General features: G+C 69.6%; 13 protein-coding genes. 7 read left to right on the top strand and 6 right to left on the bottom strand.

Annotated elements, in window-relative coordinates; translation table 11 throughout:
* Nucleotides 1–6: 6 nt before the first annotated feature.
* A complete protein-coding gene (locus tag KHU32_RS11990; RefSeq protein WP_213670320.1) occupies nt 7–1,776 on the bottom strand; it encodes an ABC transporter transmembrane domain-containing protein in 1,770 nt (589 codons plus the stop codon).
* Nucleotides 1,777–1,833: 57 nt separating this feature from the next.
* Nucleotides 1,834–3,087 (bottom strand): D-amino acid dehydrogenase, encoded by a 1,254-nt coding sequence (locus KHU32_RS11985; RefSeq protein ID WP_213670319.1) that lies wholly within the window; start codon nt 3,085–3,087, stop codon nt 1,834–1,836.
* Between the two features lie 132 nt (nt 3,088–3,219).
* On the opposite strand from KHU32_RS11985, the gene KHU32_RS11980 reads away from it, so the two are divergent.
* The 4 genes from KHU32_RS11980 to fabI all read left to right on the top strand — a co-directional run bounded on the left by KHU32_RS11980 (nt 3,220) and on the right by fabI (nt 8,290).
* Complete coding sequence (locus tag KHU32_RS11980) at nt 3,220–3,666, top strand: Lrp/AsnC family transcriptional regulator (RefSeq protein WP_213670318.1); 447 nt, start codon at nt 3,220–3,222, stop codon at nt 3,664–3,666.
* Nucleotides 3,667–3,723: 57 nt separating this feature from the next.
* Nucleotides 3,724–6,516, top strand: a complete 2,793-nt coding sequence (locus tag KHU32_RS11975; RefSeq protein ID WP_213670317.1) for a phosphoenolpyruvate carboxylase — start codon at nt 3,724–3,726, stop codon at nt 6,514–6,516.
* Nucleotides 6,517–6,535: 19 nt separating this feature from the next.
* The gene (locus KHU32_RS11970) at nt 6,536–7,399 is read left to right on the top strand and encodes an SMP-30/gluconolactonase/LRE family protein (RefSeq protein ID WP_213670316.1); all 864 of its coding nucleotides are present in this window, start codon (nt 6,536–6,538) and stop codon (nt 7,397–7,399) included.
* 75 nt (nt 7,400–7,474) lie between these two features.
* The gene (fabI, locus tag KHU32_RS11965; RefSeq protein ID WP_249680982.1) at nt 7,475–8,290 is read left to right on the top strand and encodes an enoyl-ACP reductase FabI; all 816 of its coding nucleotides are present in this window, start codon (nt 7,475–7,477) and stop codon (nt 8,288–8,290) included.
* Between the two features lie 3 nt (nt 8,291–8,293).
* Here the strand turns inward: fabI and KHU32_RS11960 are convergent, their stop codons facing one another.
* Both KHU32_RS11960 and KHU32_RS11955 read right to left on the bottom strand, forming a co-directional pair.
* The gene (locus KHU32_RS11960) at nt 8,294–9,082 is read right to left on the bottom strand and encodes a substrate-binding domain-containing protein (RefSeq protein WP_213670315.1); all 789 of its coding nucleotides are present in this window, start codon (nt 9,080–9,082) and stop codon (nt 8,294–8,296) included.
* Nucleotides 9,083–9,129: 47 nt separating this feature from the next.
* A complete protein-coding gene (locus tag KHU32_RS11955; RefSeq protein WP_213670314.1) occupies nt 9,130–10,107 on the bottom strand; it encodes a Bug family tripartite tricarboxylate transporter substrate binding protein in 978 nt (325 codons plus the stop codon).
* 112 nt (nt 10,108–10,219) lie between these two features.
* Here KHU32_RS11955 and KHU32_RS11950 point away from each other — a divergent pair, with 112 nt between their 5' ends.
* A complete protein-coding gene (locus KHU32_RS11950; RefSeq protein WP_213670313.1) occupies nt 10,220–11,020 on the top strand; it encodes an enoyl-CoA hydratase/isomerase family protein in 801 nt (266 codons plus the stop codon).
* 58 nt (nt 11,021–11,078) lie between these two features.
* On the opposite strand, the gene rfaD is transcribed toward KHU32_RS11950, so the two are convergent.
* Complete coding sequence (gene rfaD, locus KHU32_RS11945) at nt 11,079–12,041, bottom strand: ADP-glyceromanno-heptose 6-epimerase (RefSeq protein WP_213670312.1); 963 nt, start codon at nt 12,039–12,041, stop codon at nt 11,079–11,081.
* Between the two features lie 46 nt (nt 12,042–12,087).
* On the opposite strand from rfaD, the gene KHU32_RS11940 reads away from it, so the two are divergent.
* Entirely contained in the window at nt 12,088–12,408 is a 321-nt protein-coding gene (locus KHU32_RS11940) for an accessory factor UbiK family protein (protein ID WP_213670311.1), read from the top strand.
* A gap of 148 nt (nt 12,409–12,556) precedes the next feature.
* Nucleotides 12,557–13,504 (top strand): Bug family tripartite tricarboxylate transporter substrate binding protein, encoded by a 948-nt coding sequence (locus tag KHU32_RS11935; RefSeq protein ID WP_249680981.1) that lies wholly within the window; start codon nt 12,557–12,559, stop codon nt 13,502–13,504.
* Between the two features lie 42 nt (nt 13,505–13,546).
* Here the strand turns inward: KHU32_RS11935 and KHU32_RS11930 are convergent, their stop codons facing one another.
* On the bottom strand, nt 13,547–14,524 hold the full coding sequence (locus tag KHU32_RS11930; RefSeq protein WP_213670309.1) for a 2-hydroxyacid dehydrogenase: 978 nt from the start codon (nt 14,522–14,524) through the stop codon (nt 13,547–13,549).
* Between the last annotated feature and the right edge of the window lie 110 nt (nt 14,525–14,634).

The following is a 14,634-nucleotide window of genomic DNA, read 5'->3' as shown; positions in this document are numbered from 1 at the left end:
CGTCAGCTACAGATCGAGCGTGAACTGCAGCGTCGCCAGGCGGGCATAGAGCCCGCCCTGCGCGACGAGGTCCTCGTGCCGGCCCTGGGCCGTGATGCGCCCCGCCTCCAGCACCACGATCCGGTCGGCACGCCGCACGGTCGCCAGGCGATGCGCGATCACCAGCGTCGTGCGGTCCTGTGAGAGATGCGCGAGCGCCTTCTGCACCGCCTGCTCGGATTCCGCATCGAGCGCGCTGGTGGCCTCGTCCAGCAGCAGCACCGGCGGGTCGCGCAGGATGGCGCGGGCAATGGCGACGCGCTGGCGTTGACCGCCGGAGAGCATGACGCCGCGCGCACCGAGCGGGCTCGCATAGCCCTGGGGCAGGGCGGCGATGAAGTCATGTGCCGAGGCCGCACGGGCCGCAGCCTCGACCTCGGCCTCGGAGGCGTCGGGGCGGCCGTAGCGGATGTTCTCCGCGGCACTCGCGCTGAAGATGACCGGCTCCTGCGGAACCAGTCCGAGACGGCGGCGGAGGTCGGCGGGGTCGAGCGTGCGGATGTCCACGCCATCCATCGTCACGCGGCCTTCCGTGGGGTCGTAGAAGCGCAGCAGCAGCTGCAGCACCGTCGTCTTGCCGCCACCCGAAGGGCCGACCAGGGCGACCGTCTCACCCGGCTCCACGCTCAGGGAGAACTTCTCGAGTGCCGGCGTATCGGGACGGGTCGGGTAGTGGAAGGTCACCTCCTCGAAGGCGAAGCGTCCCTGCGGCTGCCGAGGCAGGAGGGCAGGGCTGGGCGGCGCGGTGATGGAGGGCCTTGTCTCGATCACCTCGACGAGGCGGTCGGCCGCCGCGGCGGCCCGCTGGATCTCGCCCCAGAGCTCGCTCATCATCGCGCCGTTATTGGCCAGCAGCACGGCATAGAAGACGAAGGCGGAAAGCTCGCCGCCGGACATGCGCCCGCTGATGACGTCGTGGCCGCCGATCCAGAGGCTGAGCGTGATGGCGCCGAAGCCCAGCAGCACGACGCTCAGGATCAGCACGGCCCGGGAGCCCACGCGGCGCAGCGCGGCCGCGACCGATTCCTCCACCTGTGCCGAATAGCGCCGGCGCTCGCTGGGCTCGTGGGTGAAGGCCTGCACGACGCGCAGGCCGTTCAGCGTCTCCTCCGCCGTCGCGGCGAGGTCGGCGATGCGCTCCTGCGCGGTGCGGGAGAGGCGGCGCTCCCGCCGGCCGAAGAGGATCAGGGGAACGAGCACGAAGGGCAGGATGACGACGACGACGCCGGCAAGGCGCGGGCTTGTCATCACCAGCATCGCCAGCGCCCCGGCCGCCGTCAGGGCCGAGCGCAGCCCCATGGAGATGGCCGAACCGATGAGCGATTGCAGCAGCCCGACATCGGCCGTCATGCGGCTCAGGATGTCGCCCGTGCGGGCCGTCTCGAAATAGGCGGGCGAGAGGCTCAGCACATGGTCATAGACGGTGCGGCGGAGATCCGCGCCCACGCGCTCGCCCAGCCACGAGACGAGGTAGAAGCGCGCCGAGGAAGTGACCGCCAGCGCCGCCACGACGGCGAACATCAGCAGCGCGGAGCGGTTCAGGCCCTCGGGGCTGGCCTCGGAGAAGCCTTCGTCGACGAGGTGCCGTACGCCCTGGCCGATCATCAGCAGCAGGCCGGCCGCCAGTAGCAGGGCCACCGCCGCGCCGACCACCCGCCCCGTATAGGGTCTGAGATAGGGCAGGATCATGCGCAGCGAGGCGACGTTGCGGCTGCGGACGGCGAGGGGCTCGGTCATGCGCGCCCATCCTGGCACGGATGGCGCGCGCTGGCAGGCCGGCGCCTGCGGGAAGGCTCAGCCGTAGCGGGACACCGCGAGGTCGGCCGTCTCGATTTCCGGCTTCTGGCCGGAGACGAGATCGGCCAGGACGCGGCCGGAGCCGCAGGCCATGGTCCAGCCCAAGGTGCCATGGCCGGTGTTGAGGAACAGGTTCGGGTACTTCGTCGCGCCGATGATCGGCGTGCCGTCCGGCGTCATCGGCCGCAGCCCGGTCCAGAAGGTGGCGCGGGGGATGTCGCCGCCCTGGGGGAAGAGGTCGCCCACCGAATATTCCAGCGTGTCGCGTCGCGCCTGCCGCAGGGCGAGCGAGAAGCCCGAGAGCTCGGCCGTGCCGCCCACGCGGATGCGGTCGCCGAGGCGCGTGATCGCGACCTTGTAGGTCTCGTCCATCACGGTCGACACCGGCGCGGCCTCCGGATTGGTGATGGGAACGGTGATCGAGTAGCCCTTGACCGGATAGACGGGGATCGAGATGCCCAGCGGCTTCACCAGGGCGGTGGAGTAGCTGCCGGCCGCGACCACGTAGCGATCGGCGGTGAAGGTGCCCTGGTCGGTCTCGATGCCGCTGATCGCGCCGCCCTCCGTGAGGAGGCGCCGTACGGTCACGCCCTGGCGGAAGGTGACGCCAGCGGCCGTCGCGAGCTTGGCGAGGTTCTGGGTGAAGACATGCGCGTCGCCCGTCTCGTCGCCCGGTAGGCGCAGTCCGCCCAGGAACTTGCCGGGGACGCGGGCGAGGGCGGGCTCGGCGCGGACGCAGCCGGCGGCGTCCAGCAGCTCGTAGGGCACGCCCTCCTTCTCGAGGACGGCCGTGTCGGAGCCCACATGGTCCAGCTGCTTCTGCGTGCGGAAGAGCTGCAGGGTGCCCTGCATGCGCTGGTCGTACTGAATATCGGTCTCGGCCCGCAGGTCACGCAGCATGTCGCGGCTGTATTCCGCGACGCGCACCATGCGGCGCTTGTTCACGGCATAGGCGGCCTCGGTGCAGTTCGCGAGCATCCGCACGAGCCAGGAGCAGAAGGCGAGATCGATCTGCGGGCGGATGACCAGCGGGCGATGCTTCATCAGCAGCCACTTGACCGCCTTCACCGGTACGCCGGGGCCGGCCCAGGGCGCCGAATAGCCGGGCGAGACCTGGCCCGCATTGGCGAAGCTCGTCTCCATGCCGGGGGCGGGCTGACGGTCGATCACCGTCACCTCATGACCGGCGCGCGCCAGGTACCAGGCGCTGGTCACGCCGACCACGCCGCTGCCCAGGACCACGATGCGCATGGAGACACTCCAGAAGGGGAAAGCTTGAGGATAGGGCCGCAGCATCGCGCGTTTCCGTGCGAAGAATGACGGATTCGCCGAGTTCCGTGCCCTGTCTTGCAAGATTCTGCGAAGAAACCGCAAAATAAGCGGATGCACGCACTCGACGAGATCGACCTGGCCATGCTGCGCCACCTGCGGGAGGACGCGCGCATCACCAATGCCGCGCTGGCCCAGGCCGTGGGCCTTTCCTCCTCGGCCTGCCTGAGGCGCCTGCGACTGATGGAAAGCCGCGGCGTCATCCGCGGCTACACGGTCCTGCTGGAGGAGCAGGCGGAGCCAGGGCTGGTCACCGTCATCGTGCAGATCACCCTCGACCGGCAGACCGACCAGCACCTCCGCCGTTTCGAGGAGGCGGTGCGCCGCTGCCCGGAGGTGCGGCAGTGCTTCCTGATGACCGGCGTGGCCGACTACCTGCTGCGCGTGGAGGCGCGCGATGCCGCGGATTACGAGCGCATCCACAAGGAACAGCTCAGCCGCATGCCCGGCGTCTCGCGGATCCATTCGAGCTTTGCGATCCGCGCGGTGATCCGGGGTTAGCCCACCAGCCGGTTGTTTTCGCTGGCATCCATTTCTTCGCAGGTGCAGCATCGCGGGATGCCCGATGCGACGCCCCCGCCTTCGCTTCTCGACGACCTCCTGGCCCGGCTCCAGGCCGCGCGGCTTGCCTCGTCGCAGGATCCCTTTGGCGACCCGGTCCTGCTGCTGGCGCTGGCCATCAGCCGGCGGCTGGATGACGGCTCGCTGGACATGGGCGGGCTGGAGGGCCTGGTCCAGGACCTGTCGGACGACGCGGCCGCGGGGCGCGCGAGGCGGCTGGCGGCCTATCTCGGCCACGTACCAGGCACGCCGGCCGAACGGGCGCTGGAAGCCGTTGCTGCCCGGCTGGTGCGCCCCGATCCCTTCGACAGCCCGGTCCCCTTCGCGGCCTTCAAATCCTCCGTCGAGCGCACCTGCTTCGCCGCCGTCTTCACCGCGCATCCGACCTTTTCGCTGCCGGCTTCGACGGGCGCGAAGCTGGCCGAGGCCGCCACGACCGGCGAGCCGCCGCCCCGCGGCCTGCCGCACCGGCCGGCGCCGGTGGACCTGCGCGAGGAATTCAACCAGGCCAATGCGGCCATCCTGCGCGGCCGCGATGCGCTGGACCGCCTGGCCGAGGCGCTGTTCAGCGCGGCGAAGGCCATCTGGCCGGACCGCTGGCACCTGGTCGCGCCGCGGCCGGTCGTGCTGACCTCCTGGGTCGGCTATGACACGGATGGCCGCACCGATATCGGCTGGTGGGACACGCTGCGGCTGCGCCTCGACATGAAGCGCTATCAGCTCGAGCGGCTTTCGGGCCAGGTCGAGCCGTTGGGCGAGATCGCCCAGCCCCTCCGCGCACGCCTCGCGGAAGCGCTGGAAGCCGTCGCCCGCCAGGCGGCGGCCGTGCCGTCACGCCCCGATCCGGAATCGGTCCAGAAGCTGTCCGGCGAGATGGTCCTGAACCGGGAGGCGGCGATGACCGATCTCTCGGCGCTGCTGCCGCTCTTCGACGCAGCGCTGGCGGCGGCCCCGGATGAGGCGGCGCGGATGACGCTCGTCGTCGCGCGGGCAGGGCTGGTGGCGAACGGCCTCTCGCTCGCGCACACGCATTTCCGGCTGAATGCGGCGCAGCTGCACAATGCGATGCGCCAGCGGCTGGAGATCGTCACCTCGCCCGACGACCTCTCCCAGCGGCGCGGCCTGCTGGGGCAGATCAACGCGGCGCTGACGGGCATGGAGACGCAGCCGGTCGATTTCGGCGGCCTCTTCGCCGAGCAGTCCTCGGCGGCGAAGCTGATGATGAGCATTGCCCAGATCGTGAAGCACGTGGACGGCTCCATCCCCATTCGCTTCCTGATCGCCGAGACCGAGACGGGCTACACGCTGCTGGCCGCGCTCTGGCTCGCCCGGCACTTCGGCGTCGACCGCCATATCGAGATCTCGCCGCTCTTCGAGACCGCGACGGCGTTGGAGCGCGGCGAGCGTGTGCTGGACGAGGCGCTGCGCAGCCCGCATTTCCGCGACTATCTGCGTCAGCACGGCCGCCTCTGCCTGCAATTCGGCTATTCCGACAGCGGCCGATATGTCGGGCAGCTGGCGGCCTCCTACCTCATCGAGCGGTTGAAGCTGCGCCTTGCCGACCTCCTGAAGAGGCACGGCATGTCGGATATCGAGCTCGTGCTCTTCGACACGCATGGCGAGAGCATCGGCCGGGGCGCCCATCCGCAGAGCCTGGCCGATCGCCTCGACTATCTCTTCCCGCCCCAGGCCCGCCATGCGCTGAGCAAGGCCGGCTTCGCGGTGCGCGAGGAATCCAGCTTCCAGGGCGGCGATGGCTATCTGCTCTTCGGCACGGCGGCGCTGGCGCAATGCACCATCGCGCGCATCGCCGAGCATGCCTTCCGCCGACCCAAGGACACCAACGACCCCATCTATGCCGAGGCCGATTACGGCGCCGATTTCTTCGCGACGGTGCGCCGCGAATTCGGCCAGCTGGTCGAGGATCCCGGCTATGCCGCGCTGCTCGGCGGTTTCGGTCCGGGCCTTCTGGAGAAGACCGGCTCGCGACCCTCGGCACGGCAGTCGGATCTCGGCGGGCCGGTGCGCATCACCCATCCCTCGCAGCTGCGCGCCATCCCGAACAATGCGATCCTGCATCAGGTCGGCTGGCTGGCGAATTCGCTGCACGGGCTCGGCCGCGCGGCGGCGGCCAATCCGGAGCTCTTCGCGGAACTGCGCGAGAGGTCGCCGCGCTTCGCACGCGCTCTGGCCATGGCGGCCCGCGCCGCCGAATGCTCGGACATCGGCGTGGTGCGGGCGGTCGTGGGCACGCTCGATCCCGGAACCTGGCTCGACCGGGCAGCGGCCACGGCGCGGCCGGGCCGGCGGGAGAAGCTGCTGGCCGTCGCCTCGCCGCTGGACGCGCTCGGCCTCCAGGCGCCGCTCTGGCGGATGTTCCGGCGCCTCCAGGCCGATCATCTCGAGCTGCGCGCCGCCTGGCCGGAGCTGCCGGCGATGCCCGAGCGCCTGGTGCTGCTGCACGCGCTGCGGCTGTCGTTGATCCACCGGCTCTGGCTGCTGGCCATCGAGGTGCCGGAGTTCAGCCCGCGGCATGGCGTGACGCGAGAGGCGGTGATTCAGCGTATCCTCGCCCTGGACGTCCCGCCGGCCCTCGACCTCCTGGGCGAGGTCTTCCCGGCGGCGCCGGATGCCGTGTCGCATCTCGACTTCCATGAGCCCGCGACGCGCGACAGCCGCACCAGCTATGCCCGCGAGCATGAGGAGATCTTCGAGCCCATGCGCCGGATCTTCGCGCTGGTGCTCGGCTGTTCGGCCGCGGTCAGCGAAGAGGTGGGCGCCTTCGGCTGATGCGGTTAGGCTTTCCTTCATGGAAACCCTCACGACCCTCCACGCCGAGATGCCCCCCGCGCAGCGGCGCCCCGTCGTCACCGACTGGTCGCGCGCCAACAAGCGCGGCGATCCGGTGGACTGCTTCCTGGAAGGCCCGTGCTTCGATGCGGAGGGGCGGCTCCATGTTACCGACATCCCGCACGGCCGCATCTTCCGGCTCGACGCGCCGGGCGAGTGGACGTCGGTCGCAGAATACGACGGTGAGCCCAATGGCCTCGCGCTGCATCCGGATGGCCGGCGGATGTTCATCGCCGACTACAAGCAGGGCATCCTCGCTCTCGACCTCGCGACGGGTGCCGTCACGCCGGCGCTCCCCCGCCGGAACAGCGAGCGCTTCAAGGGACCGAATGACCTAGTCTTCGCCCGGAACGGCGATCTCTACTTCACCGACCAGGGCCAGACCGGCCTGCACGACCCGACGGGGCGCGTCTATCGTTGGCGCGCCAATGGTGGGCTCGACCTGCTGATCGCCAATGGGCCGAGCCCCAATGGCCTGGCGCTCTCGGCCGACGAGGAGGTGCTCTTCGTTGGCATGACGCGCGACAATTCCATCTGGCGCGTGCCGCTGCTGCTCGACGGCACCACCTCGAAGGTCGGCCGCTTCGCGAGCTTCCATGGCACCAGCGGACCCGACGGCCTGGCGCTGGACGGGCAGGGCCGGCTGATGGTTTGCCACGCCTCGCTTGGCTGCGTCTTCGTGCTCAGCCCGCAAGGGGAGGTGGTGGCACGGCTGAAGTCGTGCCGGGGGGCCACGGTGACCAATATCGCGCTGCGCGACGGCAAGGCCTTCATCACCGAATCCTCGACCGGCGCCGTATTGGAGGCCGACTGGCCGGGCTAAGCCGCGTCACCGCAACATCATCCCCGCGCTGCCGTCGCTGCGATATCTGCACATTCTCTTCGAGGAGCCTTTGCCATGAGCCCGACCACCCCGCCTTCGACCATCTGGCGGCCGGAAGACCGCGTGGGGGACATGCTGAAGGGCAAGCGCGGCCTCGTCGTCGGCATCGCGAACCGGCACAGCATCGCCCATGGCTGCGCCGCCACGCTGCGCAACCTGGGCGCGGAACTCGCCGTCACCTACCTGAACGAGAAGGCGGAGCCCTATGTCCGCCCGCTGGCCGAGACGCTCGAGGCCTCGCTTTTTCTTCCACTCGACGTCGAGCGGGAAGGGGCGATGGAGGAGGTCTTCGCCACGATCGCAGACAAATGGGGCAAGCTGGACTTCCTCGTGCATTCCATCGCCTACGCGCCTCGCGACGACCTGCATGGCCGCGTCGTGGACTGCTCCTGGCCAGGCTTCGCGCAGGCGATGCAGGTCTCCTGCTGGTCGTTCCTGCGGATGGCGAAGCTGGCCGAGCCGCTGATGACCGAGGGCGGGTCGCTCATCACCATGAGTTATCACGGCGCCGACAAGGTCGTGGACAACTACAACCTGATGGGGCCGGTGAAGGCGGCGCTGGAGGCCGCGACGCGGTATGCGGCGAACGAGCTCGCGCCGCGGAATATCCGCGTCTACGCCGTCTCTCCGGGCCCGCTGCGCACGCGGGCGGCGAGCGGGATCGCCCAGTTCGACGAGCTGGTGGATAGCGCCATCGCCCGCGCCCCGGCGCAGCGGCTGGTGGACATCGCCGAGGTCGGGCGGGTCGTCGCCTTCCTGGTCAGCGGCGCGGCCTCGGGCATGACGGGCGACACCATCTATGTCGATGGCGGCCTGCACCATATGGGCTGAGGATCAGTTGGCGAGGGCGGGCTGGCGCACCGGGTCCAGCCCCGTTCGCCGGATGACGTCGTGCGCGGCGGGCGAGGCGAAGAAGGCGATCAGCGCCCGCGCTGCCTCGGGCTGGGCCGAGCGCGCGCCGATCCCGGCCGAGAAGGTGGTCACGCGCTGGATCGGGTCGGGCAGGGGCCCCACCATCTCGATGCCGGGGATGGGCAGCAGCTCGCTCACCTGCTGCAGGCCGAGCTCCAGCTCGCCGCGGGCCACGACGCTGCCCACGCGCTCGCTCAGGATGCGGCGGGTCTTTGGCAGGACCTGGTCGGCGATGCCGAGGCGCTGCAGCAGCTCGGTCGCGAAGTAGACGCCGCTGGCGCTGGCCGAATAGCCGATGCTGCGCGCGTTCAGCATCGCTTGGCGAAACTCCTCGACGGTGCCGATGCGCGGATGCGGCGTGCCGGCACGCACGGCCAGGGCGATGCGCGATTCCACGAGATCCACCTCGCTGCCCGGCCGGACCTGGCCGTTCCGCACCAGCGCATCCAGCGCCTCGCGGGCGAGGATGACCACGTCGGCCGGCTCGCCGCGCGAAAGGCGCTGCGGGATGGCGTCGGGCGCATTGCCCATGGAGGCGCCATAGGCGGATTCGAGCTTGTTTCCCGAAGCCGCCTCGAAGCTCGGCCCGAGAAGCCGATAGGGCGCCGTGAAGGCGCCCGAAGTCATGACATGGAGGGAGACGCCGGCGGCATGGGCGAAGCGCGGGGCGGCCAGCAGCCCCCCGGCGACCAGGAAATGGCGGCGAAGCATCGTTTCCTCCCTTCGGGCCCGAGGCGAGGCGCCCCGGGGAACCCGTCTCAGCCCTCGATGCGGATATTGGCGCGCTGGATCGCGTCCCTGAAGGCGGCCTGCTGGCGAAGGACGTACTGGTCCATCGCTGCCGCGCTGTGGTGCTGCGGCTCCAGGCCGGCCGCGGCCATCCGGTCGCGCACTTCCTGCTGCCGCATCGCGTTGCCGATCTCGGTGTCGATCCGCTCGATGACGGGCCGTGGAAGGCCGGCCGGGCCCATCAGTCCGATCCAGGCGCCGGCATCGAAGTTCTCGCAGCCCGGCAGGCGGGCCAGCGGCGGCACGTCCGGCGCGAGCACCGAGCCGTCCTTGAGCGAAATGCCCAGCGCGCGAAGCTGGCCGTTGCGGATCAGCGGGCCGGTCCCGGCCAGGGTCTCGACCGAGAAGTTCACATGGCCGCCGGCCACCGCCGTCAGCGCCGGGCCGCTGCCGGCGAAGGGGACATGCACCACGTCGAGGCCCGCGAGGGCGTTGAACCAGGCGGCGATGACATGGGCCGTTGCCCCGGTGCCGGAGGAGGAGAAGGTGTATTTGCCGGGATTGGCGCGCACCAGCGCGACGAATTCCGCCGCCGTCCGGGCCGGGAAGTTCGGCTCGACGACCAGCAGGTAGGAAGAAAGCCCGGTGATGCCGAGATAGGTGAAGTCCCGGGTGGTGTCATAGGGCGTGCGCTGGACGAGCGGGGAGGTGACGATCGGGCCCGTCGAGCCGGCCAGCAGGGTATATCCGTCGGGCGGGGATTTGGCGGCGACGTCGGTGCCGATCATGCCGCCGGCACCGGCCCGGTTCTCGGCGACGAAGGCCTGGCCCATCGTCTCCGACAGGCGCTGCATGACGATTCGCGCGGCGAGGTCGGTGGCCTGGCCCGGCGGCCAGGGGATCACGACCCGGACGGGGCGCTGCGGGAAGGCACCGCTCTGCGCCAGCGCGGCCGGCGCCGCGCCAAGAAGGAAGGGGGCGGCCAGCAGGCCACGACGTTGGAACATGGTCTCTCTCCCGATGCCATGGATTGTGAGCCACGGCCTTGCGGGGGAGATTGCGGGATCGGCGCTCGTTCGCCAACCGGTCATATCTACCTATGGGAGAGAATAATCCTCGATGAACCCGCTTCCGAGCTTCGAGACCATCGCCCTCGAAACCCCTTCGCCGCATGTGCTGGTGGCGCGGCTCAATCGCCCTGAGGTCGCGAATGCGCTGAACACGCAGATGGGGCGCGACCTGCTGGCGCTCTGGACCACGCTGACCGCCGAGCCCGGCGACATCCGCTGCGTCGTCTTCACCGCCACCGGCGGGCGCGTCTTCTGCGCTGGTGGCGACCTGAAGGAGCGCAACGGCATGACCGATGCGCAATGGGTCGCCCAGCATGAGATCTTCGAGCGGGCCTTCCAGGCGTTGCTGGACTGCCCGGTGCCGGTGATCGCCGCCGTGAACGGCCATGCCTATGCGGGCGGGCTGGAAATGGTCCTGTCTTCGGACTTCGCCTATGGCGTGGACACGGCCCGCTTCGCGCTGACCGAGGTGACGATCGGCATCATGCCCGGCGCCGGCGGCACCCAGACCCTGCCGCGCATCGTGGGCGAGCGGCGCGCGAAGGAGATCATCCTGACCGGCACGCCCTTCAACGCCCAGCAGGCGCTGGACTGGGGCATCCTGAACGCCGTCTACTCGGCCGAGGAACTGCTGCCGGCCGCGCTCGCCACGGCCGAGCGCATCGCCGGCAACGCCCCCATCTCGGTGCGGCAGGCCAAGCGCAGCATCCATTACGGGCTGCAGATGGACCTGCGCAGCGGCATGCGCTTCGAGATCGAGGCCTATAACCGCATGGTGCCGACGGAAGACCGGATCGAGGGCATCCGCAGCTTCAACGAGAAGCGGAAGCCGGTCTTCAAAGGACGGTAACGACCGATCGCCACAGGGCGTAGCCCGGAGGCGTGAATCGGCCGGTCAACGATGCCGATCAGGCATTCGCGCGCAGCCAGGCCACGTAGTCGCCGACGCCCTTTTCGAGCGGCGTCGGCGGGTGGGGGTAGCCGGCCTGGCGCAGCTTCGCCATCGGTGCCTCGGTGAAGTACTGGTACTTGCCGCGCAGATCCTCGGGCATGGGCATGAATTCGATGCGCTCGGGCACCTCGAGCGCGGCGTAGACCGCCTTGGTCAGGTCCAGGAAGCTGCGCGCCTGGCCGCTGCCGCAGTTGAACAGGCCCGAGACACCGGGATTGTCCAGCAGCCAGAGCATCACGTTCACGCAGTCGTTCACGTTCACGAAATCGCGCGACTGCATGCCATCGGCCACGCCCTCGCGGTCGGAGGCGAAGAGGCGGGCGGGTTGGCCGGACAGGATCTCGCGATACTTGTGCAGGGCGACGCTCGCCATGCGGCCCTTATGGCCTTCGCGGGGCCCGTAGACGTTGAAGAACTTCAGCCCGGCCCATTGCGGCGGGCGCGGCCGGCCGAGCTGGAGCATCTGCGCCACCCGGCGGTCGAAGAGGTGCTTGGACCAGCCATAGAGGTTCAGCGGTTGCAGCCGCGCGAGCTCCTCGGGCGTCTCCTCGTCCACGAAGCCCTTGTCGCCGTCGCCATAGGTGGCGGCCGAGGAGGCGTAGATGAAGGGGACACCCTGCGCCGCGCACCAGTCCCAGAGCTTCAGCGAGAGGGTGAAGTTGGTCTCGGCCACGAGGTCGCCGTCTCGGACGGTGGTCGCGCTGATGGCGCCCATATGCACGATCGCCCGCGGGCGCATCGCGAGTGCCGCGTCGAGGCCAGAGGGCGGCAGCAGCCCGGCCAGCACGGCTTCGGAGAGGTTGCGCCACTTCTCCTCGTTGCCGAGCTCGTCCAGAACCACCACCTCATCGCCACGGGCGGTGAGAGCTGCGACAAGGTTCGAGCCGATGAATCCGGCGCCGCCGGTGACGAGGATCATATGTGCCCGTTATATCGCCGGGGCGCATGCAGCAAGGAGAGTTCAGATGTTCAAGGATGGCAGGCAGCGGCTGGACGATCTGGCAGGGGTCGCCGGGGGCGCCTTTTCCCTGCTGAGCGGCCTGCGCGCGGAGATGGAGGCCATGGCCAAGGCCCAGACCGAGGCGATCGTTCGCAAGCTGGAGCTGGCGCGCGCCGAGGATCTCGAAGCGGTGATGGAAGTGGCGCGGCGGGCACGGACCCAGGCCGAGGCGCTGGAAATCCGCGTCGCGGCCCTGGAGGCGGAGATCGCCACGCTGAAGGGCGCCGCGTCGGCGGCCACGACGGCCGGGCTGCCCGGCGATGGCGAAAGTCATCCCGGCAACTGAGGCGGGCCGACCAGGAAGAAAGGAAGAGCGCGGCGGCAGTCTTCGTGTAGAAAGAAGCGGGAAACGACTTTCATAACCGGCGAAGAAACGGTCTGGGAGCCTTAGGTCGATGCGAATTCCACTTCTTGTTGCCACGATGGCCGGCCTCATGGCCGGTCACGCCGCTCTGGCGCAGCCTCAGCCCTCCATGACTGGCGGGCGGCCCATCCTGCTGATGGGCGGCTTTCCTGCCGGAACGCAGGCCGACATCTACTGGCGGCTGATCCAGCAGCCCCTTGCCGCCGAGCTGGGGTCGCCCACGGCGGTCGAGGCGCGCACCGGCGCTTCGGGCAACATCGCCCTCGAGGCGACGGCGAGGGCGGCACCCGACGGCACGGTGGTCCTGGCCGCGACCTCGGCCATGCTGGCCATCAACCGGGCCGTGATGCCCTCGATGCCGATCGACACCCAGACGGATCTGGCGCCGGTCATGACGCTCTTCGAGGCCCCGAACGTGCTGGTGGTGAGCGCCGAGAAGCGGCCGCAGTTCACCAATTGCCAGGCGTTGATTTCCGCCGCGCGGGCGGCGCCCGGCCGCCTGAACTATGCCAGCAGCGGCATCGGCGCCTCGACGCATCTCGCCGCCGCGCAGTTCGCGACCGCCGCCAATATCGACGTCACGCATGTGCCCTATCGGGGCGGCCCCTTCGCGATGACCGCGCTCTACCAGGGCGATGCGGACCTCTTCTTCTACCAGTCCGGCCCCGTGCTGGATGACTGGCGGAACGGCCGGGTGCGGCTGCTGGGCATCACCTCCGCCCAGCGGATGCCGAGCCTTCCCGAGATTCCGACCATCGCGGAGGCCTGCGACATGCCGGGCTTCGTCAGCACCACCTGGTACGGCGTGGTGGTGGCCGCCGCGACGCCTCGTCCCATCATCGACCGCCTGCACGCCGCCATCCGCAAGGTGACGGACACGCCCGAGATACGGGCGCGCCTGGAAGGCATGGGCTTTACGATGATGCTGGGTGGCCCGGAGGAGATGCGCGCGCGTCTCGCCGCCGATATCCCGCATTGGGCCGAGGTGGTCCGGCGCTCGGGCGCCCGGCAGCAATGATGGAAAAGGCCGGCCCCTGCGTGGGCCGGCCTTCCCGGTCGCTTACTTGACGGCGTGCGGGGGCTCCTTGCCCTCGACCAGCAGCGCGAAGAGGTTGTCCAGCGCGCGGCGGCCCATGGCGTCGCGCGTCTCGATGGTGGCGCTGCCCAGATGCGGCAGCAGGGCCACGTTCTCCAGCTTGAAATAGCCGGGGTTCACGACCGGCTCGCCGTCATAGACGTCGAGGCCCGCGGCGCGGATATGGCCGGAGGCGAGGGCCGCGATCAGCGCCTCGTCATCCACGCTGCCGCCGCGGCCGGAATTCACGACCAGGCTGCCCTTCTTCATCTTGGCCAGCCGCTCCGCGTTCAGCCACTTGCGCGTCGCATCGCCGCCCGGGACGTGCATGGAGATCACGTCGATCGTGGAAAGGAACTTGTCGTCGTCGTCGTGATAGACGGCGCCGAGCTCCAGCTCCGGCGGCAGCTTGTTGATGTCGCGATAGTGGATCTCCATCGAGAAGCCGCGCGCCATCTGCGCCAGCTCGCGCCCGATGCGGCCCATGCCGAGGATGCCCAGCTTCTTCTTCTCGAGCGTCACGCCCATGAGCTGGGTCGGCGCCCAACCTTCCCACTTGCCGGCGCGGACAAGGCGCTCGCCCTCACCGGCGCGGCGCGCCGCCATCAGCATGAGCGTCATGGCCGTCTCGGCGGTGGCGAAGCTCAGCACGTCCGGCGTGTTGGTCACCGTGATGCCGCGCGCCTTGGCCGCCTTCACGTCGATGTGGTCGTAACCCACGCTGAAGGTCGTGATGATCTTCACCGAGGCGGGCAGGGCCGCGATGGCCTCGGCGTTCATCGGGTCGCCGGCGGCGATCAGCACGCCCTCGGCCTTCGCCTCATTGGCGCGCTTGGCGATCTCGGCCCCGCTGCGGAACCAGGGATCGTCCTTCGTGTTCAGCCGCGCATCGAAATCCTGGGCGGCCCGGGCCTCGATGGCTTCGGGAAGCTTGCGCGTGATGAGCAGAACGGGCTTTGGCATGACGTTTTCCTGGTCATTCTGAAATTCAACGTCAGCATAACGTCCATAGGCCGGCTTGCCAGGGGGGATCGGTCGCGGCAGGGTCCGGAACGATTTCTTCGAAGGGTGTT

The organism is Roseococcus pinisoli, assembly GCF_018413645.1.
Lineage (GTDB): Bacteria > Pseudomonadota > Alphaproteobacteria > Acetobacterales > Acetobacteraceae > Roseococcus > Roseococcus pinisoli.
Note: the sequence above shows the minus strand (reverse complement) of the source record. Positions and strands in the feature narration are given on the sequence as shown.